Here is a 21932-nt window from a genome sequence, read left to right as displayed (position 1 = left end):
CGCCGGGGGAGCTTTGGGCTACCCGGCCCGCAGCGGTTAACCGCTCGCGCCGAGGTCGCAGCCGCTGCCAGTATCGGGGGATGGCATCCGAGCAGGACGGGCCGCACGCCGAGACGTTGCACGGACGCGGCGGCAACCGGCTGCTGTGGCCGGACCTTCCGGACGGGCTGCGTGCCGAGATCGAAAGCAGGCTTGGGAGTCCGGTCGTCGCGGCGGCCAGCAAGGCGGGCGGCTTCTCGCCCGGACTGGCCTCCGTGCTCCGGCTCGCCGACGGATCGCAGGTGTTCGCCAAGGCGGTCAGCTCGGCACCGAACCCGATCTCGCCGAGCATGCACCGCCGCGAGGCCACGATCGCGGGCCGGCTTCCCGCGTCGGCTCCCGTCCCGAGGCTGTTGTGGTCACACGACGACGGTGACTGGGTGGTGCTGGTGTTCGAGGCACTGACCGGTGTCCCGCCCACGCTGCCGTGGGTACCGGCCGAGCGCGACCGCGTACTCGCTGCCCTGACCGACCTCGGCGCCGCGTTGACCCCGGTGCCACCCGAGCTGGACCTACCCCCGGTCGACGTCCTGGACGAGGACTTCTCCGGCTGGCGCGGCCTGCTGGACCGGCCGGATCCGCGGCTGGCCGAGGTCGACCCGTGGGCCGCCGGGCGGCTCGCCGACCTGGCGGTGTGGGAGACCCGCTGGCAGGCGGCCGCGCAGGGCGACACCCTGCTGCACGGAGACCTCCGCGCGGACAACCTCCTCCTCACCGAGGATCGGGTCTACTTCGTCGACTGGCCGGCCGCGTTGGTCGGCGCCGCCTGGGTCGACCTCGTGCTGATGCTGCCGAGCATGGCCATGCAGGGTGCGGGTGATCCCGAGGAACTGCTGGCCGGCCACCCGCTGGCCCGGGACGCCGACAAGGACGCGGTCACCGCCGTGATCGCGGGGTTGGCGGGCTACTTCGTGTCGAGGTCCCTGCAGCCACCGCCGCCGGGAATCCCCACGGTCCGGGCGTTCCAGCGCGCGCAGGGCCTCGCGTGCCTGCACTGGCTGCGCCGGCGAGGGCTGTGACCGATCAGTTCCTGTTTCCGTGCCGGTTCTTCCACCACCAGTACGCGGTCAGCAACCGTGCTTCGAACATCACCGCGAAGAGCCCCAGGACGAGACCTACGACGAATCCCCACCAGATTCCGGTGACAGGGACCCTCAGCAGCAGCCAGGGGTCCTCGTGCGCGAAGCCGGTCCGGGCCCAGGCATAGAGCGAGCCGAGCACCCACAGGACGGCGGCCGCCAGCCTGGCCAGGGTGTCGGAATCCTCGGGGGTCATCGCCGGCGGACAGCTCATCGCGGTGTCTCTCGGTGTGCGGACGCGGGGAACCCGGTCCAGGTGCCGCTGTTATCGCCCAGGCCGGCCGGTGCTGTCAAGCAGGGGAGGCAGCCGGGGCACGGTCAGGCGGCGTGGCGGAGGTCCTTGCCTCGTGCGGCGAGGGCGGCCAGGCGTTCGTCGCGGAGCTTGTCGTGCCAGGTGTCGTCCAGCGGCTCGAGGGACTCCCGCCCGGTCGCCCACCGCAGCACCAGGTCGGCGAGCGCGGGGTTGCGGGACAACGCCGGCCCGTGGGCGTACGTCCCGATGAAGCCCTTCGTCCAGGCGCCCTCGGTGTGGCCGTCGTTGCCGACCCCGACCGAGACGGTGGCCAGCGGCCGCACCCCCGGACCGAGGTGGGTACGCCCGCCGTGGTTCTCGAACCCGGTGAGCAGCGGCAGGGCGAGGGCCGGGTCGACCGGGCCGGCGAGCTCGCCGACCGCCCGGCTCGGCCCGCGGTCCGAAGTCAGGTCGAACAGGTCCAGCCCGGCGTACTTCCGTCCCTGCGCCGCGAACGCCGAACCCACCAGTTGGTAGCCCGCGCACACCGCGAACACGATCGCGCCGTGCTCGACCGCCCGCCGCAGACCGCCGTCGTCGAGCATGCGTTCGGCGGCCAGCGTCTGCGGTGCGTCCTCCCCGCCCGCGAGCAGGTAGATGTCGGCCTCGGCCGGGATCGGTTCGTCGGTACGGATCTCCTCGGTCCGCACGGGAATCCCGCGCAGGCGGGCGCGCTGGGCGAGGATCAGCAGGTTGCCCCGGTCGCCGTACGTCGACAGCAGATCGGGGTACACCCACACGATCCGCAGCTCACTGTCAGTCGACACGATTCAGCTCCGCTCTGATCTGCTGGAAGGCGGTGTAGTTCGCGATCACCTCCGTGCGTCCGTCCGGCATCGCCGCGAGCGCGTCGGTGAAGGAGCGGACGTGCACGAAGTCGACGCCGTTCACGGCCAGCCGGACTCCGAGGTCGTACGCGCGGTCGCCGCTGATCAGCACCCGGCGCCCACGCAGGGGCGCGAAGTCCACGTCGAACAACCAGGACGTGTCCAGGCCGTCGGGGTCGCGGGCGTTGATGCACAGCAGGGTCGGCGCCTGCTCGGCCATGTCGAAGGCCTCCAGCCAGCCGGCCGGGTTCTTCGCCAGCAGCAGCCGGATGGCCTTGCCGTCGCGTTCCACGACCGCGTAGCGCCCGGCGACCGAGGTGACCTCCGCCAGCCTGGGCAGGGCGTCGTTCGGGCGTACGCCGAACCGCGCCGCGACCGCCAGCGCCATCGCCGCGTTCGCCCGGTTGACCCGGCCGGGCAACTGCAGCTTGACATCGTGGCGGTTGCCGTCCGGATCGATCACGGCCTCGCCGTCAAGCGTCCATTGCGCCTGCGGCCGGGCCAGCGCGCAACCGGTGCACCGCCAGTGGGTCGCCGTCCCGTCGGCGTGCGGGACGCGTTCGATGGCGCTGCCGCACTCCGGGCAGACCGCGGAGTCGTCGTGCCAGCGTTGGCCGGCGGCCACCCAGCTGACCTCCTCGGCCGCGTTCGCCGCCCACACCACCATCGGGTCGTCGGCGTTGGCCACGACATGCAGGTGACGCCCGCTCACCGTGTCCCGCCACAGCTTGGCGATCATCGCCACTTCCATGGCCCGGTCGAGTTGGTCCCGGGTGAGGTTGAGCATCGCCATCACCTGGGGCCGGGCGGCGTCACACACGTGCGGGAGGTAGTGCTCGTCCACCTCCAGGACGGCGTACTTCGTGTCCGGGGCCAGGGCCAGCGCGGACACGTGGCCGTTCGGCAGGTTGGCGCCGAACGGGTTGCTGGCCACCGGGCCGAGAACGCCGATGGCCGCCGCGGTGAGCCGGGTGGTGGTGGTCTTTCCGTTGGTGCCGGACACCACCGCGACCTGCCGGCCGGCCGCGAGCCGGTGGAGGAGGCGGGGATCGAGGCCGAGGCCGACGCGGCCGCCGATGACCGATCCGTCACCGCGTCCGGCGGCCCTGGAGACGGCGGCCACGCGACGGGTGACCCTGGCCGCGAACCTGGCCCGCACTGGCAACTGTGTGCTCACGACTGGTGACGCTAGTCGCACGGCACGTCCTCGGAGAGCCTTTTTCCGTTGCACACAAGGGCTCAACGGCCGCGATCACACGTTACCGATGACAAAAACCGGGAGCCCGCCGAACGCCGTTTCGTCGTGACAGATCCGCACGAGTCCGGTGGTGCATCGGGAACGAAGGCCGCGAACCGGACCGGGCTCAGGTGATGATTTTCGGCCTACTCCGGGTCGTCGAACACGCTGGCCTGCCCGCCGTCGTAGACGAGCAGCCCGTCGGAACGCACCCGCACGCCCGGACCGAGTTGGTGCGGGGCCACCGACCCGTCCGGGAACAGGTGCCGCACCCGCACGCCGCGCACCAGGTGGAGGAAGTCGGCGATCATCCGCCGGTGGCACCGCCACCACAGGCTCTCGCTGCACATGATCGCGGTCGGCCCGAAGCTGTCCTCGTCGCCGGCGGGGGCGTCCTGGAGGCCGGCGAGCAGGTCGTCGATGCCGGCCAGGAACTCGGGCGTGCGCATGTGCCCGGCGTACCCACGGAACGCGTCGTTTCGCCAGGCCGAGTCCGGCGAGTCGGCGGCCACCTTGCGGAAGCCGCCGAGCCGGCGGTCCCAGCGGTAGCCGATCCCGAGCTCGGGCAGGTGGCGTTCGAGCTCGGCCCGGGAGAACTGCGGGTTGCGGCGGCTGCCCGGCGCGGTCCGGACGTCCACCACCATGGAGATCCCGGCGCCACGCAGCAGCTCGACCGTGGCCTCGGCGCTGGCGGTGCCATGGCCGAAGGTGGTGACCGAAAGCGCCGGGATCGTCGCGGGTGCCGGCGTCGATGTCGTCGTCGGTGGTGTCGGTGGGCTCGTCGGGGTCATCGTCTCGTCGTCTCGCTCGGGGGACTGGCGCGGTGGAGCCGCCCGTGTGTACGGTGTGGTCGCGCGTCGGGGCGCATCCGGTCCGCGGGAAGGGCACAGCCCACCTGAGTTGGTCTCCCAGCCGAGGTTCCTCCTTTTCGGCCTGATCATGCGGACATCGGGCGTTCAGAGAAGGAGGCCGTCGTGCCTGCTCGTCCGCTCCCCGACAACCCCAGTCTCGAGCATCTCAGGAACCAGGCCAGGTCGCTGCAGCGCAGTGCGCGGGCCGGTGACGCCGAGGCGCTGGCGGTGTTCCAGGAGTTCGATCCCCGCCGTGACGTCTCCGGCGGATGCACCCTCAGCGACGCACAGCTCGTGGTCGCCCGCAGCTACGGATTCCCCAGCTGGCAACGGCTGCGGACCCATCTCGACGTGGTGGCGGAGTACTCGTACTGGCCGCGGCCGGTGGACGACACGGGTGACATCGGTGACATGGCTGACACGGCCGACGCCGACTTCCCGGACGGCCGGGACCTGCCTGCTCTGGCCGACCGCTTCCTCGACCTCGCCTGCCTCAACTACACCCGCGACACCCCGCACCGGCCGGCCCGGGCACGGGAGCTCCTGCGGGCCCACCCGGAGGTCGCGAGGTTCTCCCCGCACACGATGGCGGCCGCCGGCGACGCGGCCGGGCTGCGGGAGGCGCTGGAGCGGGATCGCTCCCAGGTCGACCAGGGCGGCGGCCCGTACGGCTGGCCGCCGCTCATGTACCTGACGTACGCCCGGCTCGACGCGGGCTCACCGGTCGAGGCGGCGGAGGTGCTGCTGGCCGCCGGCGCCGACCCGAACGCCGGCCGGCTGTGGCAGGGGATGACGTCGGCGTTCACCGCGCTCACCGGAGCGTTCGGCGGCGGCGAGCAGGGACAGCCGCCGCACCCGCGGGCGGTCGCCCTGGCCCGGGCGCTGCTGGCGGCCGGTGCGGACCCGAACGACAACCAGGCCTTGTACAACAGGCAGTTCACGCCTGAGAACGACCACCTGGAGGTGCTGTTCGAGTTCGGGCTGGGCAAGGAGTTCGACAGTCCGTGGCGCCGGCGGCTGAGCCACACCTACCCGTCGACCACGGCGATGGTGGAGGAGCAGCTTCGGGTGGCCGCCGACCACGGGTTCGCCGCCCGGGTCAGGTTGCTGCTGGACCACGGTGTCGCCGCCGACGGCCCTGGCTACCACCCGAACTACGGCGACCTCACCGCGTTGCAGCTGGCCACGCTGGCCGGCGAACGCGAGATCGCCCGGATGCTCCTCGACGCCGGCGCCGATCGCGGCCGGGTGAGCGCGGTGCAGGAGTTCGTGGGCGCGTGCGCGGCCGGTGACCGGGCCGAGGTGGAACGCCTGACCGCCGTCAACCCCGGCTTGCCCGCGCACGTGCGGGAGAAGTTCCCGGACGCCGGTGTTCTGGTGGCCCGCTCGGGCAGGGTCGAGGCGATGAGGCTCCTGCTGGAGCAGGGGTTCGACGTGAACGCCGGTGCACGCGGCGGGATGCTCGGACCACACCTGCGGCGCACCGCGCTGCACGAGGCAGCCAATGCAGGACACCTCCCGCTCGTACGGTTCCTGGTGGAGCAGGGCGCGGATCCCCACCTCCGCGACGCTTCCTTCGGCGGAACGCCGCTCGGCTGGGCCGAGCACGGCGGCCAGGAGGAGACCGCGGCGTACCTGCGCGGCCTCGCCTGACAGATCCTCGTACAACAAGGGCGGCCGGACCATTCCGGTCCGGCCGCCCCTGCTCACACTGTTTGGATCAGTCGACGTTCGGATCAGTCGACCTCGACCACCGCCTGGGCGAACTGCGCGGCGTACAGCCGGGCGTACGCACCGTCGGCGGCCAGCAGCTTCTCGTGGTTGCCCTGCTCGACGATCCGGCCGTTCTCCATCACCAGGATCACGTCGGCGTCGCGGATGGTGGACAACCGGTGGGCGATGACGAAGCTGGTACGCCCGGCCCGCAGCGACGTCATCGCGTGCTGGATGAGCACCTCGGTCCGGGTGTCCACCGACGAGGTGGCCTCGTCCAGCACCAGGATCGACGGCTCGGTGAGGAACGCGCGGGCGATGGTGATCAGCTGCTTCTCGCCGGCGCTGACGTTCCCGCCCTCCTCGTCCATCACCGTGTCGTACCCGTCCGGCAGGGTCCGGATGAACCGGTCGGCGTGGGTGGCCTGCGCGGCCGCCACCACCTGCTCCCGCGGCACGTCTCCGGCACCGTAGGCGATGTTGTCAGCGATCGTCCCGCCGAACAGCCAGGTGTCCTGCAGGACCATGCCGATCCGTGCGCGCAGGTCGTCCCGCGACATCTCGGTGACGTCCACCCCGTCGAGGGTGATCCGCCCGCCGGTCACCTCGTAGAACCGCATGAGCAGGTTGACGAGCGTCGTCTTGCCGGCGCCGGTCGGGCCGACGATGGCCACCGTGTGGCCGGGTTCGACCACCAGGGAGAGGTCCTCGATCAGCGGCTTGTCCGGGTCGTACCGGAACGACACGTGCTCGAAGGCGACCTTGCCGGTCACCTGCGCAGGCCGCCGCGAAGGCGACGGGTCGGCCTGCTGCTCCTCGGCGTCGAGCAGGTCGAAGACGCGCTCGGCCGAGGCGACGCCGGACTGCAGCAGGTTGGCCATCGAGGCGACCTGGGTGATCGGCTGGCTGAACTGCCGGGAGTACTGGATGAACGCCTGCACGTCGCCCAGCGACAGCGTCCCGGAGGCGACCCGCAGCCCGCCGATCACCGCGACCAGCACGTAGTTCAGGTTGCCGATGAACATCATCGCCGGCTGGATCGTGCCGGAGATGAACTGCGCCTTGAAGCTGGAGGTGAACAGCGCCTCGTTCTCCTCGGCGAAGGTCTGCGCGGCCTCCCGCTGCCGCCCGAACACCTTCACCAGCGCGTGCCCGGTGTACATCTCCTCGATGTGGGCGTTCAGCGTTCCCGTGGTCGCCCACTGCTTGATGAACTGCGGCTGGGCGCGCTTGCCGATCACCGCGACGACGAGCACCGACACGGGCACGGTGACCAGCGCGATGACCGCGAGGAGCGGTGAGATCCAGATCATCATCGCCAGCACGCCGATGATGGTGAGGACGGAGGTGACGATCTGGCTGAGCGCCTGTTGCAGCGTCTGGGCGATGTTGTCGATGTCGTTCGTCGTACGCGACAGGACCTCACCGCGCGGCTGCCGGTCGAAGTAGCCGAGCGGCAGCCGGGAGAGCTTGGTCTCGGCCTGCTCACGCAGCCGGAACGCCAGCTTCTGCACCACGACCGCTGTCAACCTGCCCTGGACAAGGGCGAACAGCGACGCCACCACGAAGATCCCCAGCGCGGCCATCAGGACCATGCCCACCGCGTTGAAGTCGATGCCCTGTCCGGGTACGACGTCGACCGTGCGGAGCAGGTCGGCGACGTCGCCCTGCCCGCGTGCGCGCAGGCCCTCGATCGCCTGTTCCTTGGTGATCCCGGCCGGAAGCTGGCGTCCGACCACCCCGGCGAAGATCAGGTTGGTGGCGTGGCCGAGGATCTTCGGCCCGAGCACCGACAGCCCGACGCTGATCGCGCCGAGCACGAGGACGCCGAGGACCACCGGACGCTCTGGTCGCATCATGGCGATCAGCCGCTTGCTGGAGCCGCGGAAGTTCATCGCCTTCTCGGTGGACATCCCGCCGCCCATCATCGGGCCGTGGCGACGGTCCGGCCCCATCCCGCGTTTGGGTGGGCTGGCCGGCTTCACCTGCGTGCTCATGCGGCCTCCTGCTCGGTGAGCTGGGAGAGCACGATCTCCCGGTAGGTCTGGTTGCCGTCCATCAGTTCGGTGTGGGTCCCGATCCCGACGACCCGGCCCTCGTCGAGGACGACGATCCGGTCGGCGTCGCGGATGGTGGACACCCGCTGGGCGACGATGACGATGGTGGCGTCACCGATCTCCCGGTGCAGGGCGGCCCGCAGGGCGGCGTCGGTGGCGTAGTCGAGAGCGGAGAACGAGTCGTCGAAGAGGTAGACCTCCGGGCGGGCCACCAGCAGCCGGGCGATCGCGAGCCGTTGCCGCTGCCCGCCGGACACGTTGCTGCCGCCCTGACCGATCGGCGCCTCGAGCTGTCCCTCCATCGCCTCCACGAAGTCGCGCGCCTGCGCGATGTCCAGGGCGTTCCACAGGTCCTCGTCGGTCGCGTCGGGGTTTCCGTAACGGAGGTTGGACGCGACGGTGCCGGAGAAGAGGTACGGCTTCTGCGGCACCAGGCCGACGGTGCGCGACAGCAGCGCCGGGTCGAGCTCGCGGACGTCGACGCCGTCGACCAGCACCTGGCCGCCGTCGGCGTCGAACAGGCGGGGTACGAGGTTGAGCAGGGTGGTCTTGCCCGCGCCCGTACTCCCGATGATGGCGGTGGTCTGGCCCGGCCGGGCGGTCACGTCGACACCGGCGAGGACGAGCGCCTCCGCGCCCGGGTAGCGGAAGTCCACACCCCGCAGGTCGAGCTGACCGTGCCCGTGGAGTCGGCGTACCGGCGAGGCCGCCGGCCGCACGCTGGTCTCGGTGTCGAGGACCTCGCTGATCCGCTCGGCACACACCGACGCCCGCGGGACCATGACGAACATGAACGTCGCCATCATCACCGACATCAGGATCTGCATCAGGTAGCTGAGGAACGCGGTCAGCGCGCCGATCTGCATCGAACCGCTGTCGATCCGGTGCGCACCGAACCACATGACGGCCACGCTGGAGAGGTTCATCACGACCATCACGATCGGGAACATGAACGCCATCAGCCGGCCGACGCCGAGGGAGACGTCCATCAGCGAGTTGTTGGCGACGGCGAAACGGGCCTGTTCGTGGCGGTCGCGGACGAACGCCCGGATCACCCGGATGCCGGTGATCTGCTCGCGCATCACGCGGTTCACGGTGTCAATGCGTTCTTGCATCGAACGGAACAGCGGGTGCATCCGACGGATGATCATGCTCACCGCGAGGATCAGCACCGGCACGACCACCAGCAGCAGCGCCGACAGGGGAACGTCCTGGTTCAGGGCCATCAGCACCCCGCCCACACACATGATGGGTGCGGACACCATCAGGGTGAGCGTCATCAGGACCAGCATCTGCACCTGCTGGACGTCGTTGGTGGTGCGGGTGATCAGCGACGGCGCCCCGAACTGCCCGACCTCGCGGACGGAGAACTGCTGCACCCGGTCGAAGATCGCGGCCCGGACGTCGCGGCCGAGGGCCATCGCCGTACGCGCACCGAAGTAGACCGCGGCCGCGGCGCACAGGATCTGCACCAGGGTCACCGCGAGCATGATGCCCCCGGTGGACATGATGTAGCCGGTGTCGCCCTTGACCACGCCGTTGTCGATGATGTCGGCGTTCAGGCTTGGTAGGTACAAGGTGGCGAGGGTCTGCACGAGCTGCAGCACCACGACCAGGGCGATGGGCCTGGTGTAGGGGCGCAGGTGGGCGCGCAGGAGACGGATGAGCACGCGGGCCTTCCTGGGGTCGGGTGGGTGCGGGTCGGGGAGTGACCGGGTCTCGGGCCGGATACCTGGCCGGTGCCGGGCGGGATCGGCGGCGGGCGCGCCCGGTGCGGTCGGTGTCGCCCCCGGCAATCTAGGTGGTCCCGGATCGCCCGTCGAGACGAATACCGAGCGTTGACACAGTACGGTCCGCCGCCGTCCACCCCGGCCTCACCGAGGATGAACCCGGCCGCTGAGAGAGCCCGCACAGATCACTGTCAGGCCGCCCTGTCAGCCCGCGCTGTCACCCCGCACCGTCAGCCCGCACCGTCAGCCCGCACCGTCAGCCCGCACCGTCAGGCCGGGTCGGTCCCGCCGTCCCGACCTCCGGTGAAGGCGGCCCGCCGGCCGGCCCGGCGCAGGGTCGCCAGCACCGGCCGCCCGGCGACCAGGACCAGGACGCCGCCCAGCAGCGCCCGCGCGGTGTCCCAGCCGAGGGAGGTGGTGGCGTAGAAGACGGCGTAGTGGTGCAGGTTGGTGCCGAGCGAGGCACCCGGCACGTACGACGCACCGTCGGGCAGGTACGCCGCGGCCGGCCAGAACCACAGGTTGAGCAGCGCGCCGTAGCCGAAGCCGCTCAGCCCGGCGTACGCCGCGAGCAGCCCGCGCTCGGCCCACCCGGAGGCGGCCGGCAGGCAGCCGGCGAGTAGCCCCACCCAGGCCAGCCCGATCATCTGGAACGGCAGCCACGGTCCGGCCCCGCCGGTGAGCAGGGAGGTGGCGAGCATGGCCACCACGCCGAGCGCGAAGCCGAAGCCCGGTCCGAACACCCGTCCGGCGACGACCAGCAGGAAGAACGCCGGGTCGAACCCTCCGGTGCCCGGGCTGAGCGTCTGCAGCCCGGCGCCCGCGGCGGCGAGCACGCCGAGCATCGCCACCGCCTTGACGTCCATGCCTCCGTCGCCGAGCTCGGCCCAGACCAGGCCGAGCAGCAGCGGCAGCAGGGCCACGAAGAGGTACGCCGCGTCCTGGCCGTGGGCCGCGCCGGTCCCGCCGGGCGTCACCGCCAGGAACGGCCAGCCGAAGCCGGCCAGGCCGACCACGGAGGCCAGCGCCAGCACCAGCGCGCTCCGGGGCCGCAGCCGGACCGGTGCGAAGGAGGTGCTGGCTGACATGTCGGCTCCCAGAGTGGGTCGTGCGTGGGCGGTGGGTCGTACGGCGGTGGGGCGTACGGCGGTATGGCGTACGGCAGGAGGGGCGGTTCTCACGCCGAGGACAGGAGTACGGCGGCAAGCAGGCCCGCGGCCGCGCCGAGCTCGACGACCGAGCCGAACACGTCTCCGGTCACCCCGCCGAGTCGGCGGACGACGTGCCGGCGCCAGGCCACGGCGGCGCCGAGCCCGACGGCCAGGGTGGCGACGAGCGCTCCGGCGAGCCGGGGCTGGTCCCACCCGAGCGGTAGCAGGCAGCCGGCGGCGACGGCCGAGGTCAGGAGGAGGTGGGCGGGCCGGGTCGTCGTACCGGCCACCAGCGCGCCGAACCCGCCGGGCCGCGCGGAGGCCACGCCCGCTCCGGTCGCCCACACCACGCCCAGGCGTCCCGCGCCCTCGGCCGCGGCGAGCGCGAGCAGGGCGGCCACCGGCGCCTGGTTCGCCAGTGCCGCCAGGGCGGCCACCTTCACCAGCAGCAGGAGTACAACGGTCACCACCCCGAACGGCCCGATGTCCGGCTGCCGCATGATCGCCAGCGCGCGGTCGGCCGGCGCGGAACTCCCCAGTCCGTCCACGGTGTCGGCCAGTCCGTCCAGGTGCAGGCCGCGGGTGACCAGCGCCAGCGTGGCGACGGCGAGTGCGGCGCCCAGCAGCGCGCCGGTGCCGTCGGGTACGAGTGCGGTGACGGCGAGCAGTGGGAGTCCGGCGAGTGCGCCGAGGAGGGCGCCGACGAACGGCAGCCAGCACACCGCCCGCCCAGCGGTGCCGCGGTCCACCGGCGTTCCGGTCCACCTGCCCGGCACGGGCACGGCGGTGAACATCGTCACCGCCAGCACCAGGCCGCGTCCTCTCGCCGCGCCCTCACGAGCACCTCCGCCCGCCCCCGCGAACGCATGGCCGCCCGCACCCTCGCCCGGCGCGGCGCTGTCCGCGCTCCTCACCGCAGCCGCTGGGGGATGCCGGCGGTGAGGAGCCACACCTCGTCGGACGCGGCGGCGATCCGGGCGTTCAGCACACCGAGCTCGTCGCGGAAGAGCCGGCCGGAGGAGGTGGCGGGCACGACCCCGCCGCCGACCTCGTTGCTGACCGCGACGACCGTACGGGTTGTCGATCCCCAGGCCGCGACCAGCGCGTCCACCTCCGCCGCCAGCACGGCGGCCGGGTCCCGCACCTCGTCGCCGGGCGGGCCGCCGGGGGAGTGGTGCTCGGTGCCGAAGCAGCCCGCCGCGTCCATCACGCCGGTCAGCCAGGTGGACAGGCAGTCGATCAGCAACGGTTCCGTACGCTCCGGGTCGTCGGCCTTCAGGTGCGCCACCAGGTCGGAGGTCTCGACCGTGGTCCAGTCCGGCGGCCGGCGTTCGCGGTGGGTGCGTACGCGCTCGGCCCACTCCGGGTCGCCGGCGGTGGGCCGCGGGCCGGTGGCGAGGTAGGTGACCGGCCCGCCCGCCCCGGCCAGCCGTTCGGCGGTCGTGGACTTGCCCGAGCGCGCTCCGCCCAGCACCAGGATCCGCCGCGGTCGCCGGGCGCTCCGAGCGTCCGCTCCGCCCGCGGCCACCTCGTCCAGGGTGGCGACCTCGCTCAGGACGACCGCCGCGGCCCGGACGACGGGCAGCGCCAGCACCGCGCCGGACCCTTCGCCGAGCCGCAGGTCCAGGTCGAGGACGGGCCGCAGCCCGAGCTCTGCCAGCGCCAGCCGTGCGGCTGGTTCGGCGGACACGTGACCGGCGACGAACGCGCCCACCGCGTCCGGCGCGAGCGCCCGGGCCACCAGCGCGGCGGCCCCCGCGGCGATGCCGTCCAGTACCACCGGCACCCGGGCGGCGGCCGCGCCCAGCAGGAAGCCGACGGTCGCGGCGTGTTCGAGGCCACCGAGTGCGGCGAGGACGCCCAGCGGGTCGGCCGGGTCGGGGCGGTGCAGGTCGAGGGCCCGGCCGACGACCGCGACCTTGGTCGCCCAGGTGGCGTCGTCGATCCCGGTACCGCGGCCGGTCACCAGCTCCGGCGTACCCCCGGTGAACGCCGCGACCAGGGCCGCCGCGGGAGTGGTGTTCGCGATGCCCATGTCGCCGGTCAGCAGACAGCGGCACCCCTGCGCCACCAGGTCGGCGGCGACGTCGATGCCGACCTCGACCGCCGCGACAGCCTCGGTCCGGCTCATGGCCGGCCGCTCGCTGAGGTCGTCGGTGCCCGCGCGTACCTTGCGGTCCAGCAGGCCCGGCGCCGGCGGGAGGTCGGCCGCCACCCCGACGTCGACGACCCGCACGCGCGCTCCGGCCTGCCGGGCGAGCGCGTTGACGACCGCGCCGCCGGACAGGAACGTCGACACCATCGCGGCGGTGATCTCCTGCGGCCACGGCGAGACGCCCTGCCGGTGGACGCCGTGGTCACCGGCGAAGACGGCGAGGCCGGCGGGCTCGGGTACCGGCGGCGGGCAGGTTCCGGCCAGCCCGGCTAGTTGTGCGCCGAGGTCCTCCACGACACCGAGTGCGCCGCGCGGCTTCGCCAGCGCGTCGTGCCGGGCGCGGGCCCGGGCCACCGCGCCGGCGTCCGGTGGACGGACGGCGCGCAGCGTACGGTCCAGCACCGAGCCGGAAGAGCCGACTGGGCCGACTGGTCCGACTGGGCCGATCGAGCCGTCGGAGTTCGACGGGCCGGCAGAGTTCACGGCAGCCACGAGTAGTCCCTCCACAGGAGTCCGCGCCCTGGATGGTCGTACCGACGAACGGAGTGTCCTGGCTCCCAGATCGTGGCTTCCGCTCCGGCCTTCCCACCGCTCGCGCGGCAGTGGCCTCTGCGTGGAGAGGTCGCTTCCTGGTGACAGTGGCGGGACCGCCCCGGATTCGCACCGGGTTCCTCCCTGTCGTCGGCGACCAGAATGGCACATGATCACGAACGGGCCGATGCGACCTGTCGGCCGGACGGACGGACGGTCGGCGGGGGAAACGGAGGCGGCGATGGAGTACACCACTCTCGGCGGGACCGGAGCGAGGGTCTCCCGGATCGGGTTCGGCGGCGCGACCCTCGGCCTGACGAACTACCTCGGACGGTTCGACCCCGACGACGCGGGCGACCGGTCGGCGATGTTCGCGGCGATCGAGGTGGCGCTGGACGGCGGCATCAACTACTACGACACCGCACCCGGCTACGGCGGCGGCGCGAGCGAGCGGGTGCTCGGCGAAGCCCTCCGCGGGGTGGACTCCAGCGGCGGCTGCCCGTTGTTCGTGGCCACCAAGGTGCCGTTCAGCATGGACAGTACGGATGCCACGCACGTGCGGGCGTCGCTGGAGGCCAGCCTGGAACGCCTCGGCCGGGACCATGTCGACCTGCTGCAGATCCACGGCGACTCGTTCACCACCGAGCAGACCGACGCCATCCTCGCACCCGGCGGCGTAATCGAACAGTTACATTCCGTCAAGTCTGAGGGCTTGACCAGGCATGTCGGCTTCACCACCGAGGACAACAACGACTCGGTCTACCGGCTGATCCGCAGCGGCCGGTTCGACACCGTGCAGGTCTGCTACAACCTCCTCTTCCAGCACCCGTACGACCCCACCCGGCCGTTCGGCAGCCTGCTCGAGGCCCGCCGGAACGGACTCGGCACGGTGACGATGCGCACCACCACCTCCGGGACGTTCCAGCGCTGGGTGGCGATGGTGAACCCCGCCGGCACCTTCGACTACTCGAGCGCGCTGGTGCAGTTCGTGCTGTCGAACCCGCACGTCGACGTGGCGCTGGTGGGGATGCGGGACCCGGACGTCGTACGCGCCAACCTCGCCGTCGCCGACGACCTCGCCGGACGGATCGACCTGACCGCGCTGCACGAGCGGTACGTGTGATGAAGTGACGCCATGGCAGTCTCGGCGACCTTGGCCATCAACCAGCTCACCTCCGAACGGCTGGCGGCCGGGCGGCCCGTCCTGCCCCTCGGGTTCGGTGAGGCCGGACTCCCGGTGCACCCGGACCTGGTGGCGGCGCTGACCGCGGCCGCGGCGGCCGGATCGTCGGGGAGCTACGGACCCGTCGCCGGACTTCCCGCGCTGCGCGAGGCCGCGGCGGGCTACTGGCGACGGCGGTGCCTGCCGACGACGGCCGCGCAGGTGGTCGCGGGCCCGGGCAGCAAGCCCCTGCTGTACGCCGTACTCCGGGCGCGCGCCGGCGGGGTCGCGCTGCCCCGGCCGAGCTGGGTGACCTACGCCGCACAGGCCCAGCTCCTCGGCCGCGAGGTGCACCACGTGCCGGCGCCCGACGGGCAGGGCGGCGTGCCCGACCCCGACCTGCTGGACGCGGCCGCCACCGCCGCGAGAGCCGCCGGCCGCCCGATCGGGCTGGTCGTGCTCACCCTGCCCGACAACCCGACCGGGACGCTGGCCGGCAGCGGCACGATCCGGGCCGTCGCCGACGTCGCCCGCCGGCACGACCTGCTGATCGTGTCCGACGAGATCTACCGCGACCTCGTCCACGACCCGATCCGGGAGTTCCTCAGCCCGGCCGAGCTGGCGCCCGAACGCACCGTCGTGACCACCGGCCTGAGCAAGAACCTCGCCCTCGGCGGCTGGCGGATCGGCGTCGCCCGGATGCCGGAGGGGCCGCTCGGCGACCGGCTCGGCGCCGAGGTGGCCGCCATCGCCAGCGAGGTGTGGTCCAGCCCGGCGAACCCGGTGCAGCAGGCGGCCGCGTGGGCGTTCGAGGAGCCCGACCAGCTCACCGAACGCATCGCCGCCAGCCGCTCCCTGCACGCCCGGGTGGCCCTCGCGGTCGCCGACCGGTTCGCCGCGGCGGGGGCGGCCGTGCACCCGCCGGCCGCGGCGTTCTACCTCTACCCGGACTTCTCCGCGTACGCCGGCCTGCTCGCCGAACGCTGGTCGGTCGGCACCGGCACCGAGCTCGCGGCCCTGCTCCTGGACTCCTTCGACGTGGCGACCCTGCCCGGTGCGGCGTTCGGCGACCCGGACGAGCGGCTGAGCCTGCGGGTCGCGACGAGCATGCTGTACGGCGAGGGCGAGCAGCGGGACAAGGCGCTCACCGCGGCCGACCCGGTGGCGCTGCCCTGGGTCGCGGACCGGCTCGACCGGCTGAGCGCCGCGCTCGGCCGGCTGCTCGACCGTGCCTGACCAGCTGTTCCTGACCAGCTGTGCTTGACCCACTGCGCCTGACCAGCTGCGGCGGATCCACCGCGGCCGATCCGCCTGCGGCCCTGATTCGTCTGATGGGTGGTCCCTCGGGGGTGGGCTGTGCGAGCCACGCGTGGCACGATGTCCTATGCGCTTCACCTACTCGGTGCGTACTCACGTCGGTCTGGTCCGCGGCAACAACGAGGACTCCGCGTTCGCCGGGCCACACCTGTTGCTGGTCGCGGACGGGGTCGGTGGGCACGCCGCGGGTGAGGTCGCCTCGGCGAGCGCGGCGCATCTGCTCGGCGCGCTGTCGCTGGTGCCCGACCCGGCGTCCGGCGAATCCACGACTTCCGGCGACGACCTTCCCGACGTCCTGCGCGCGTGGGTCGACCGCGCCCACCAGCTCCTCGTCGAGGGCGTCGCGGCCGACCTGGAGCGCGCCGGAATGGCCACCACCCTCACTGCCGTCCTGACCGACGGCCACATTTTCGCGATGGCGCATGCCGGCGACTCCCGGGCGTACGTCCTGCGCGACGAACGCCTGCGGCAGGTGTCCGTCGACCACACGCTGGTCCAGTCGCTGCTCGACCAGGGACGCATCACCCCGGCACAGGCCAAGGCTCATCCGTACCGCTCCGCCGTCACGCGGTTCGTCGACGGGGGCGACCGCCCGGACCCCGACATCGTGCTGCTCGACCTGCGGCCGGGTGACCGGCTGCTGCTGTGCAGCGACGGGCTCAGCGACTTCGTGGACGAGGACGAGGTCCGCTCGCTTCTGATGGGTGGGACCCCGGAGGAGGCCACCGACAAGCTTGTGCGGGCGGCGCTGATCGCCGGCGGCCGCGACAACGTCACCTGCGTGGTCGGCGACGTCCTCGACGGCGACCTGATGCCCTGGCACCGGCGGCCCTACTTCTGCCGGATGGAGGGCGCGGTCACCGACCTCGCCAACATCGTCGACCCGGCCGGTCACGGCCACGCGGCCTAGGTGGTGTCTCGATGACGCTGCAGGTGATCGGAGCCGGCTGGGCCCGTACGGGAACCACCTCCATGAAGCAGGCGCTGGAGACACTCGGGCTGCCCTGCCACCACATGCACGAGGTGTTCGACCACCCCGAGCAGGCCGACCTCTTCCGCGAGGCGGTCAAGGCCGGGCCCGACTTCGAGTGGGAGCGGATCTACGCCGGCTACTCGGCCACCGTCGACTGGCCGGGCAGCGTGTTCTGGCGCGAGCTCGTCGCCGCCTATCCCGAGGCGAAGGTCCTGCTCACACTGCGCGACCCGGAGCGGTGGTTCACCAGCTACCACGCCACCGTCTACCGGCCGATCGCCCTCGGCTTGGACGACCCGAGCGCGGAGAAGTGGAACGCCATGGCGCAGGAGGTGGTCGTCCAGCGCCTCCTCGCCGGCGAGCCGCACGACCGTGAGCGGCTGATCGCGGCGTTCGAACGCCACAACGAGGAGGTCCGGACGACGGTGCCGGCGGACCGGCTGCTCGTCCACCACGTCGGCGACGGCTGGGAGCCGTTGTGCGCGTTCCTCGACCTGCCGGTCCCCGCGGAGCCCTACCCGCACCTGAACGACAGCGGCAGCTGGGGAAAGCGGGCCGCCGAGTAGGGCCCGCTCCGAGCGTTCCTGCGAAGCGGTCTCACCGGTGCTAGCGTCCGATGGCCGCACCGGCGCGGCCGCAGCTGGCTGTGTCCTGCCGGTGACCGAACGACGCACTCTCCTGCGGGCCACTCGGCAACGGTGCGCGGGCAGATGGGCCGAGCGCCCGAACACCGGAGGTTCAGATGGGCACAGGCATCGTCATCGCCGTGATCGTGGTGGTCGCGCTGATCATCGTCGGCGTGGCCGTCGCGTTGCGCGCGCGGGCAAAGAAGCAGGAGGAACGCCGGATCGCGGCGCAGGAGGCCCGCGACCGTGCGGTGGAGATCAGCCGCCAGGCCGCGGTCCACGACCGGGAGGCCGGACAGCTGGGTGACCGCGCGCAGGAGGTCCGCACCGCCGCGGAGCAGCAGCTGGCCGAGGCCCAGCGGCTGGAGGAGGAGGCCCGGGTACGTGGGGAGCGCGCGCACACCACCCGCGCCGAGGCCGAGGAACACCTGCGCCGGGCCGACGAGATCGACCCCGACCTGCGCGACGAGGACCGTACGAACGACCGGGCTGACGACCGGACCGACGAGCGGGTTGGCGACCGCGCCGACGACCGCGCCGACGACCGGACCGGCACCCTCCCCGGCGGTGAGCACCAGCCGCACGGCGACCACGTGGCTGCCGGCCCCGTCGACGAGGGCGACCAGACAGTGACCGGCGACGAGCGTCACCGGGGTCCGCGCGGTTCCGTGGAGCACATGCGCGGAAGCGACTACGCGCAACCGGGCCACGCCGGCTCAGGTCATGACCAGGCGGGTCACGAGCAGGCTGGGTACGACCAGCCGGGTGGCGACCTGGCCGGGTACGACCAGGGTGCGTACGAGCAGGGTGGTCACGACCAGCCGGCCGCCGAGCGCCCCACCGCCCAGTACGGCGAGGAGCAGGCCCACGACCGGCCGGGTGACCAGCAGGCGTACGGCCAGAACCCCGACGAGCGGGCGTACGGCCAGAACCCCGACGAGCGGGCGTACGACCGGAACCCGGACGAGCGGGCGTACGGCGAGGCAGGCGACGTCGACTCCGACGGCCGCCGGGAGCGCCGGGCACCGCACCCCGACCAGCCCGCCTGAGGTTTCACCGGCCGGCGACGGCTTCAGGCTCTTCGCCGGCCACCCGCGTCCTCGCGCCGCTTCGTCGCGGCGCGAGGACGCAGCCGGATCGCTCGGTTACGGTGAGTCGTGAGCTGAGGTGATCCGGCCCGGCTCGCCACCCCGCCGGGTGAGGAGACCGGGATGAGCCGAGCAGATCCCGACGTTTCGGGCGCCTCGAGCGCGGGCGGCACCGGCCACACCGTGCTGGTGGCCATGGTCGCCGCCCTCGGTGGGTTCCTCTTCGGCTACGACACCGCGGTCATCAACGGCGCGGTCGCCGCGGTCCGGGACACCTTCCACGCCTCACCCGGTGTGCTGGGGTTCGCGGTGGCCGCCGCGCTGCTCGGCTCGGCGCTCGGTGCGTGGTTCGCCGGGCCGCTGGCCGGCCGGATGGGCCGGATCCGGGTGATGGTGATCGCGGCCGTGCTGTTCCTGGTGAGCGCCGTGGGGTCCGGGTTCTCGTTCTCGATCTGGGATCTCGCGGTCTGGCGGTTCGTCGGCGGCATGGGTGTGGGCGCGGCCTCGGTGATCGCACCGGCGTACATCGCGGAGATCTCACCCGCCCGGATCCGCGGCCGGCTCGGCTCCCTGCAGCAGCTGGCGATCGTGACCGGCATCTTCATGGCGTTGCTGGTCGACTTCGGGCTGGTCGCGGCGGCGGGCGGCGCGACCAGCGAGCTGTGGTTCGGGCTGGACGCGTGGCGCTGGATGTTCCTGTCCCTGATGATCCCCGCGCTGGCGTACGGCATCCTCGCGCTGCAGATCCCGGAGTCGCCGCGCTACCTCGTCGCCCGCAAACGGCTGACCGAGGCGCGGGAGGTCCTGGTGCAGTACGTCGGCGGCGACGTCGACGCGAAGATCGTGGACATCCAGCGCACCCTCGGCACGGACCGGCGGTCCCGGCTGGGCGACCTGCGCGGCCCGCGGCTCGGCCTGCTGCCGATCGTGTGGGTGGGGATCCTGCTGTCGGTGTTCCAGCAGTTCGTCGGCATCAACGTGATCTTCTACTACTCCTCGGTGCTGTGGCAGGCGGTCGGCTTCAGCGAGCAGGACTCGCTGGTCATCACGGTCATCACCTCGGTGACGAACATCGTCACCACCCTGATCGCGATCGCCACCATCGACCGGATCGGCCGCAAACCGCTGCTGCTGATCGGCTCGGCGGGGATGATCATCACCCTTGGTACGTTGGCGTTCGCGTTCGGGACCGCGCCCGTCGTGCACGGCAAGCCTGTGCTGGAAGGCGTGATGTCGCCGCTGGCACTGGTCGCGGCGAACATCTACGTCGTGTTCTTCGGCCTGAGCTGGGGGCCGGTGGTGTGGGTGCTGCTGGGGGAAATGTTCAACAACCGCATCCGTGCGCAGGCGCTGGCCGTCGCGGCCGCCGCGCAGTGGCTGGCGAACTTCGCGGTGTCGACGACCTTCCCGGTGCTGCAGCAGATCGGGCTGGGATTCGCGTACGGGCTCTACACGTTGTTCGCGATTCTGTCGTTCCTGTTCGTCGCGCGTGCCGTACGCGAGACCAAGGGCAGGGAGCTGGAGTCGATGTGACCTGCCGGCTCGCCTGCCCCGTTCAGGTTCCGTGGTTCAGGTCGCTCGCTTTCCTGCGGGGGTGGCGATTCCGGCGTCGAAGAGCGCGTTCGCGACCTTCTCCAGCAGCCGCCAGTCCTCCTCGAGCGGACGCCGCAGCGAAGGGCTTTCCAGAACGGTGTCCAGCGTGACGTACTCCGCGCCGAGGTCGACGAGGTCGGTCACGTCGGCCAGGATCTGCGCCATGGTGCCCTCGCCGGTCAGCCGGTCGGCGTCGTCGCGCCGGGTGTCACTCGGGTTGGCCCGGATCCGCACCGACAGCATCGGCACGTCGCGGCCGGCGGCGTCGGCCTCCTCCCGCAGGCCGGGCATTCCGGTCGTACGCAGCCAGCCGGGACGCGGGTTGATCGGGTGCCACGCGTCGCCGTAGGTCACCGCCCGCCGCAGGCCCGCCCGGCTGGCACCGCCCACCCAGATCGGCGGGTGCGGACGGCGTACCGGCGGCGGGCCGCTGTACACGTCGCGGAACGACACGAACTCGCCTTCGTACGTCGCGCGTTCGGATGTCCAGAGCGCCTTGACAGCGGCGAGGTACTCGTCGGTGACGTCACCGCGGCGCTTGAACGGCGGGGCGTTCAGGGCGGCGAACTCCGGCTCCGACCAGCCGACACCGACCCCGAGGATGACCCGCCCGTTGCTGAACTGGTCGATGGCGGTCGTCATCCGTGCTGTCAACAGCGGGTTGCGGTAGGGCGCGACCGCCACGGAGGTGCCGAGTTCGAGCTGCTCGGTGGCCCCGGCCAGCCAGGCCATCGCGGTGAACGGCTCGTAGAACGGCTCGGGATACAGGTCGGCGACGTCCTGGGTGACCGCCGCGTGGTCGGAGATCATCCCCAGCGAGAAGCCCGCACCCTCGGCGAACCTCGCCCAGCCGAGCAGCGCGTCCGGGTTGGTGCCGTCCCCGAAGTTGATGATGTTGACGCCGAGTTTCACCGGCCCTCACTCCTTGCCGCGAGCACTGCCAGGTACCGGTCGAAGGGTTCCCGCGCACCGTCGACGGGCTGGTGCTCGACGGTCTCCGGTGCGGCCTCCCGCAGGATCCCCTGCAGCCGGGTGAGGTCCGGTCGCGGCGTACCCCCGAAGTCCGGGACGTACTCTTTCGGTGCGGCGTACACGATCCTGGTCGCGCCGGCCACCAGCGCCGCGGTGTGGCACATCGCGCAAGGCTCGCAGCTGGACACCACGACCGCCCCGGTGAGGTCACCGTCGCCGAGCTTCCGGCCGGCGTCGCGTACCGCCTCGACCTCGGCGTGGGCGATCGGGTCGGAGTCGCGGACGGCGGTGTTGACGCCGGTGCCGAGCACCTTCCCGTCGCGGACCACGACGGCGGCGAACGGCAGCTGACCCGCGTCCGCGTTCGCCGTGGCCAGGGACAGGGCCTGGCGCAGATAGGGAAGCAGGTCGTCGTCGGACCCGTGCTGGGGTTGGCCTTGAGGTTGGCCGGGGGGAAGGTCAGGGAACGCCGGTGTCGTCGTCATGGGCCAGACGCTAAACCGTGACGTCGGTGAGAGGGTCAAGCCCGTTATCGGGGC

The 21932-nt window shown here is 72.3% G+C and carries 19 protein-coding genes and 1 riboswitch; of the genes, 8 read left to right on the top strand and 11 right to left on the bottom strand.

Features of this window, described 5'->3' with window-relative positions; all coding sequences use genetic code 11:
• Nucleotides 1-80: 80 nt before the first annotated feature.
• Nucleotides 81-1058, top strand: a complete 978-nt coding sequence (locus FHR37_RS18360) for a phosphotransferase family protein (RefSeq protein WP_092884267.1) — start codon at nucleotides 81-83, stop codon at nucleotides 1056-1058.
• 4 nt (nucleotides 1059-1062) lie between these two features.
• Here FHR37_RS18360 and FHR37_RS18355 read toward each other — a convergent pair whose 3' ends face one another.
• The 4 genes from FHR37_RS18355 to FHR37_RS18340 all read right to left on the bottom strand — a co-directional run bounded on the left by FHR37_RS18355 (nucleotide 1063) and on the right by FHR37_RS18340 (nucleotide 4265).
• Nucleotides 1063-1314: a hypothetical protein gene (locus tag FHR37_RS18355; protein WP_092884266.1), complete on the bottom strand. Its 252-nt coding sequence runs from the start codon at nucleotides 1312-1314 to the stop codon at nucleotides 1063-1065.
• 122 nt (nucleotides 1315-1436) lie between these two features.
• Nucleotides 1437-2177, bottom strand: a complete 741-nt coding sequence (locus tag FHR37_RS18350; RefSeq protein ID WP_092884264.1) for a type 1 glutamine amidotransferase — start codon at nucleotides 2175-2177, stop codon at nucleotides 1437-1439.
• Nucleotides 2167-3414, bottom strand: coding sequence for a Mur ligase family protein (locus FHR37_RS18345; protein WP_237768867.1), 1248 nt, complete (start codon nucleotides 3412-3414; stop codon nucleotides 2167-2169). Before FHR37_RS18345 ends, FHR37_RS18350 begins: the two co-directional genes overlap by 11 nt.
• A gap of 206 nt (nucleotides 3415-3620) precedes the next feature.
• Nucleotides 3621-4265 carry a DUF488 domain-containing protein gene (locus FHR37_RS18340; protein ID WP_175542575.1) on the bottom strand — a complete coding sequence of 215 codons (645 nt, stop codon included), beginning with the start codon at nucleotides 4263-4265 and terminating at the stop codon, nucleotides 3621-3623.
• 183 nt (nucleotides 4266-4448) lie between these two features.
• On the opposite strand from FHR37_RS18340, the gene FHR37_RS33195 reads away from it, so the two are divergent.
• Nucleotides 4449-5978 (top strand): ankyrin repeat domain-containing protein, encoded by a 1530-nt coding sequence (locus FHR37_RS33195; protein ID WP_092884262.1) that lies wholly within the window; start codon nucleotides 4449-4451, stop codon nucleotides 5976-5978.
• A gap of 83 nt (nucleotides 5979-6061) precedes the next feature.
• Here the strand turns inward: FHR37_RS33195 and FHR37_RS18330 are convergent, their stop codons facing one another.
• From FHR37_RS18330 to cobT, 5 genes are all read right to left on the bottom strand, one after another.
• A complete protein-coding gene (locus FHR37_RS18330; protein WP_092884260.1) occupies nucleotides 6062-8035 on the bottom strand; it encodes an ABC transporter ATP-binding protein in 1974 nt (657 codons plus the stop codon).
• Nucleotides 8032-9765 (bottom strand): ABC transporter ATP-binding protein, encoded by a 1734-nt coding sequence (locus FHR37_RS18325; protein ID WP_092884258.1) that lies wholly within the window; start codon nucleotides 9763-9765, stop codon nucleotides 8032-8034. Before FHR37_RS18325 ends, FHR37_RS18330 begins: the two co-directional genes overlap by 4 nt.
• A 329-nt stretch (nucleotides 9766-10094) precedes the next feature.
• Complete coding sequence (locus FHR37_RS18320; protein ID WP_092884256.1) at nucleotides 10095-10913, bottom strand: ECF transporter S component; 819 nt, start codon at nucleotides 10911-10913, stop codon at nucleotides 10095-10097.
• Between the two features lie 89 nt (nucleotides 10914-11002).
• The gene (locus FHR37_RS18315; RefSeq protein WP_202818147.1) at nucleotides 11003-11890 is read right to left on the bottom strand and encodes an adenosylcobinamide-GDP ribazoletransferase; all 888 of its coding nucleotides are present in this window, start codon (nucleotides 11888-11890) and stop codon (nucleotides 11003-11005) included.
• Nucleotides 11887-13533, bottom strand: coding sequence for a nicotinate-nucleotide--dimethylbenzimidazole phosphoribosyltransferase (gene cobT, locus FHR37_RS18310; RefSeq protein ID WP_092884254.1), 1647 nt, complete (start codon nucleotides 13531-13533; stop codon nucleotides 11887-11889). Before cobT ends, FHR37_RS18315 begins: the two co-directional genes overlap by 4 nt.
• 122 nt (nucleotides 13534-13655) lie before the next feature.
• Nucleotides 13656-13838: riboswitch (cobalamin riboswitch) on the bottom strand.
• A gap of 65 nt (nucleotides 13839-13903) precedes the next feature.
• Here cobT and FHR37_RS18305 point away from each other — a divergent pair.
• From FHR37_RS18305 to FHR37_RS18280, 6 genes are all read left to right on the top strand, one after another.
• Nucleotides 13904-14785 carry an aldo/keto reductase gene (locus tag FHR37_RS18305; RefSeq protein WP_175542574.1) on the top strand — a complete coding sequence of 294 codons (882 nt, stop codon included), beginning with the start codon at nucleotides 13904-13906 and terminating at the stop codon, nucleotides 14783-14785.
• 12 nt (nucleotides 14786-14797) lie between these two features.
• Nucleotides 14798-16060 (top strand): pyridoxal phosphate-dependent aminotransferase, encoded by a 1263-nt coding sequence (locus FHR37_RS18300; RefSeq protein WP_092884250.1) that lies wholly within the window; start codon nucleotides 14798-14800, stop codon nucleotides 16058-16060.
• A 148-nt stretch (nucleotides 16061-16208) separates the two neighbouring features.
• Nucleotides 16209-17051, top strand: a complete 843-nt coding sequence (locus FHR37_RS18295) for a PP2C family protein-serine/threonine phosphatase (RefSeq protein ID WP_092884248.1) — start codon at nucleotides 16209-16211, stop codon at nucleotides 17049-17051.
• A gap of 11 nt (nucleotides 17052-17062) precedes the next feature.
• Nucleotides 17063-17680: a sulfotransferase family protein gene (locus FHR37_RS18290; protein ID WP_092884246.1), complete on the top strand. Its 618-nt coding sequence runs from the start codon at nucleotides 17063-17065 to the stop codon at nucleotides 17678-17680.
• A gap of 176 nt (nucleotides 17681-17856) precedes the next feature.
• On the top strand, nucleotides 17857-18789 hold the full coding sequence (locus FHR37_RS18285) for a hypothetical protein (protein WP_092884244.1): 933 nt from the start codon (nucleotides 17857-17859) through the stop codon (nucleotides 18787-18789).
• Between the two features lie 162 nt (nucleotides 18790-18951).
• Complete coding sequence (locus FHR37_RS18280; RefSeq protein ID WP_092884242.1) at nucleotides 18952-20361, top strand: sugar porter family MFS transporter; 1410 nt, start codon at nucleotides 18952-18954, stop codon at nucleotides 20359-20361.
• Nucleotides 20362-20397: 36 nt separating this feature from the next.
• Here the strand turns inward: FHR37_RS18280 and FHR37_RS18275 are convergent, their stop codons facing one another.
• The gene (locus FHR37_RS18275; RefSeq protein WP_092884240.1) at nucleotides 20398-21333 is read right to left on the bottom strand and encodes a TIGR03619 family F420-dependent LLM class oxidoreductase; all 936 of its coding nucleotides are present in this window, start codon (nucleotides 21331-21333) and stop codon (nucleotides 20398-20400) included.
• Nucleotides 21330-21878 (bottom strand): nucleoside deaminase, encoded by a 549-nt coding sequence (locus FHR37_RS18270; protein WP_175542573.1) that lies wholly within the window; start codon nucleotides 21876-21878, stop codon nucleotides 21330-21332. The genes FHR37_RS18275 and FHR37_RS18270 overlap by 4 nt, the downstream gene beginning before the upstream one ends.
• Nucleotides 21879-21932: the final 54 nt, after the last annotated feature.

The organism is Actinopolymorpha cephalotaxi, from assembly GCF_013408535.1.
In the GTDB taxonomy this organism is placed as follows: Bacteria; Actinomycetota; Actinomycetes; order Propionibacteriales; family Actinopolymorphaceae; genus Actinopolymorpha; species Actinopolymorpha cephalotaxi.
Note: the sequence above shows the minus strand (reverse complement) of the source record. Positions and strands in the feature narration are given on the sequence as shown.

What these genes read in the sequence shown, in the direction of transcription:
- FHR37_RS18360 (WP_092884267.1), top strand. Translation starts at nt 81, where the DNA reads ATGGCATCCGAGCAGGACGGGCCGCACGCCGAGACGTTGCACGGACGC.
- FHR37_RS18355 (WP_092884266.1), bottom strand. Translation starts at nt 1,314, where the DNA reads ATGACCCCCGAGGATTCCGACACCCTGGCCAGGCTGGCGGCCGCCGTC.
- FHR37_RS18340 (WP_175542575.1), bottom strand. Translation starts at nt 4,265, where the DNA reads ATGACCCCGACGAGCCCACCGACACCACCGACGACGACATCGACGCCG.
- FHR37_RS18330 (WP_092884260.1), bottom strand. Translation starts at nt 8,035, where the DNA reads ATGAGCACGCAGGTGAAGCCGGCCAGCCCACCCAAACGCGGGATGGGG.
- FHR37_RS18320 (WP_092884256.1), bottom strand. Translation starts at nt 10,913, where the DNA reads ATGTCAGCCAGCACCTCCTTCGCACCGGTCCGGCTGCGGCCCCGGAGC.
- FHR37_RS18305 (WP_175542574.1), top strand. Translation starts at nt 13,904, where the DNA reads ATGGAGTACACCACTCTCGGCGGGACCGGAGCGAGGGTCTCCCGGATC.
- FHR37_RS18300 (WP_092884250.1), top strand. Translation starts at nt 14,798, where the DNA reads ATGGCAGTCTCGGCGACCTTGGCCATCAACCAGCTCACCTCCGAACGG.
- FHR37_RS18295 (WP_092884248.1), top strand. Translation starts at nt 16,209, where the DNA reads ATGCGCTTCACCTACTCGGTGCGTACTCACGTCGGTCTGGTCCGCGGC.
- FHR37_RS18290 (WP_092884246.1), top strand. Translation starts at nt 17,063, where the DNA reads ATGACGCTGCAGGTGATCGGAGCCGGCTGGGCCCGTACGGGAACCACC.
- FHR37_RS18285 (WP_092884244.1), top strand. Translation starts at nt 17,857, where the DNA reads ATGGGCACAGGCATCGTCATCGCCGTGATCGTGGTGGTCGCGCTGATC.
- FHR37_RS18280 (WP_092884242.1), top strand. Translation starts at nt 18,952, where the DNA reads ATGAGCCGAGCAGATCCCGACGTTTCGGGCGCCTCGAGCGCGGGCGGC.
- FHR37_RS18270 (WP_175542573.1), bottom strand. Translation starts at nt 21,878, where the DNA reads ATGACGACGACACCGGCGTTCCCTGACCTTCCCCCCGGCCAACCTCAA.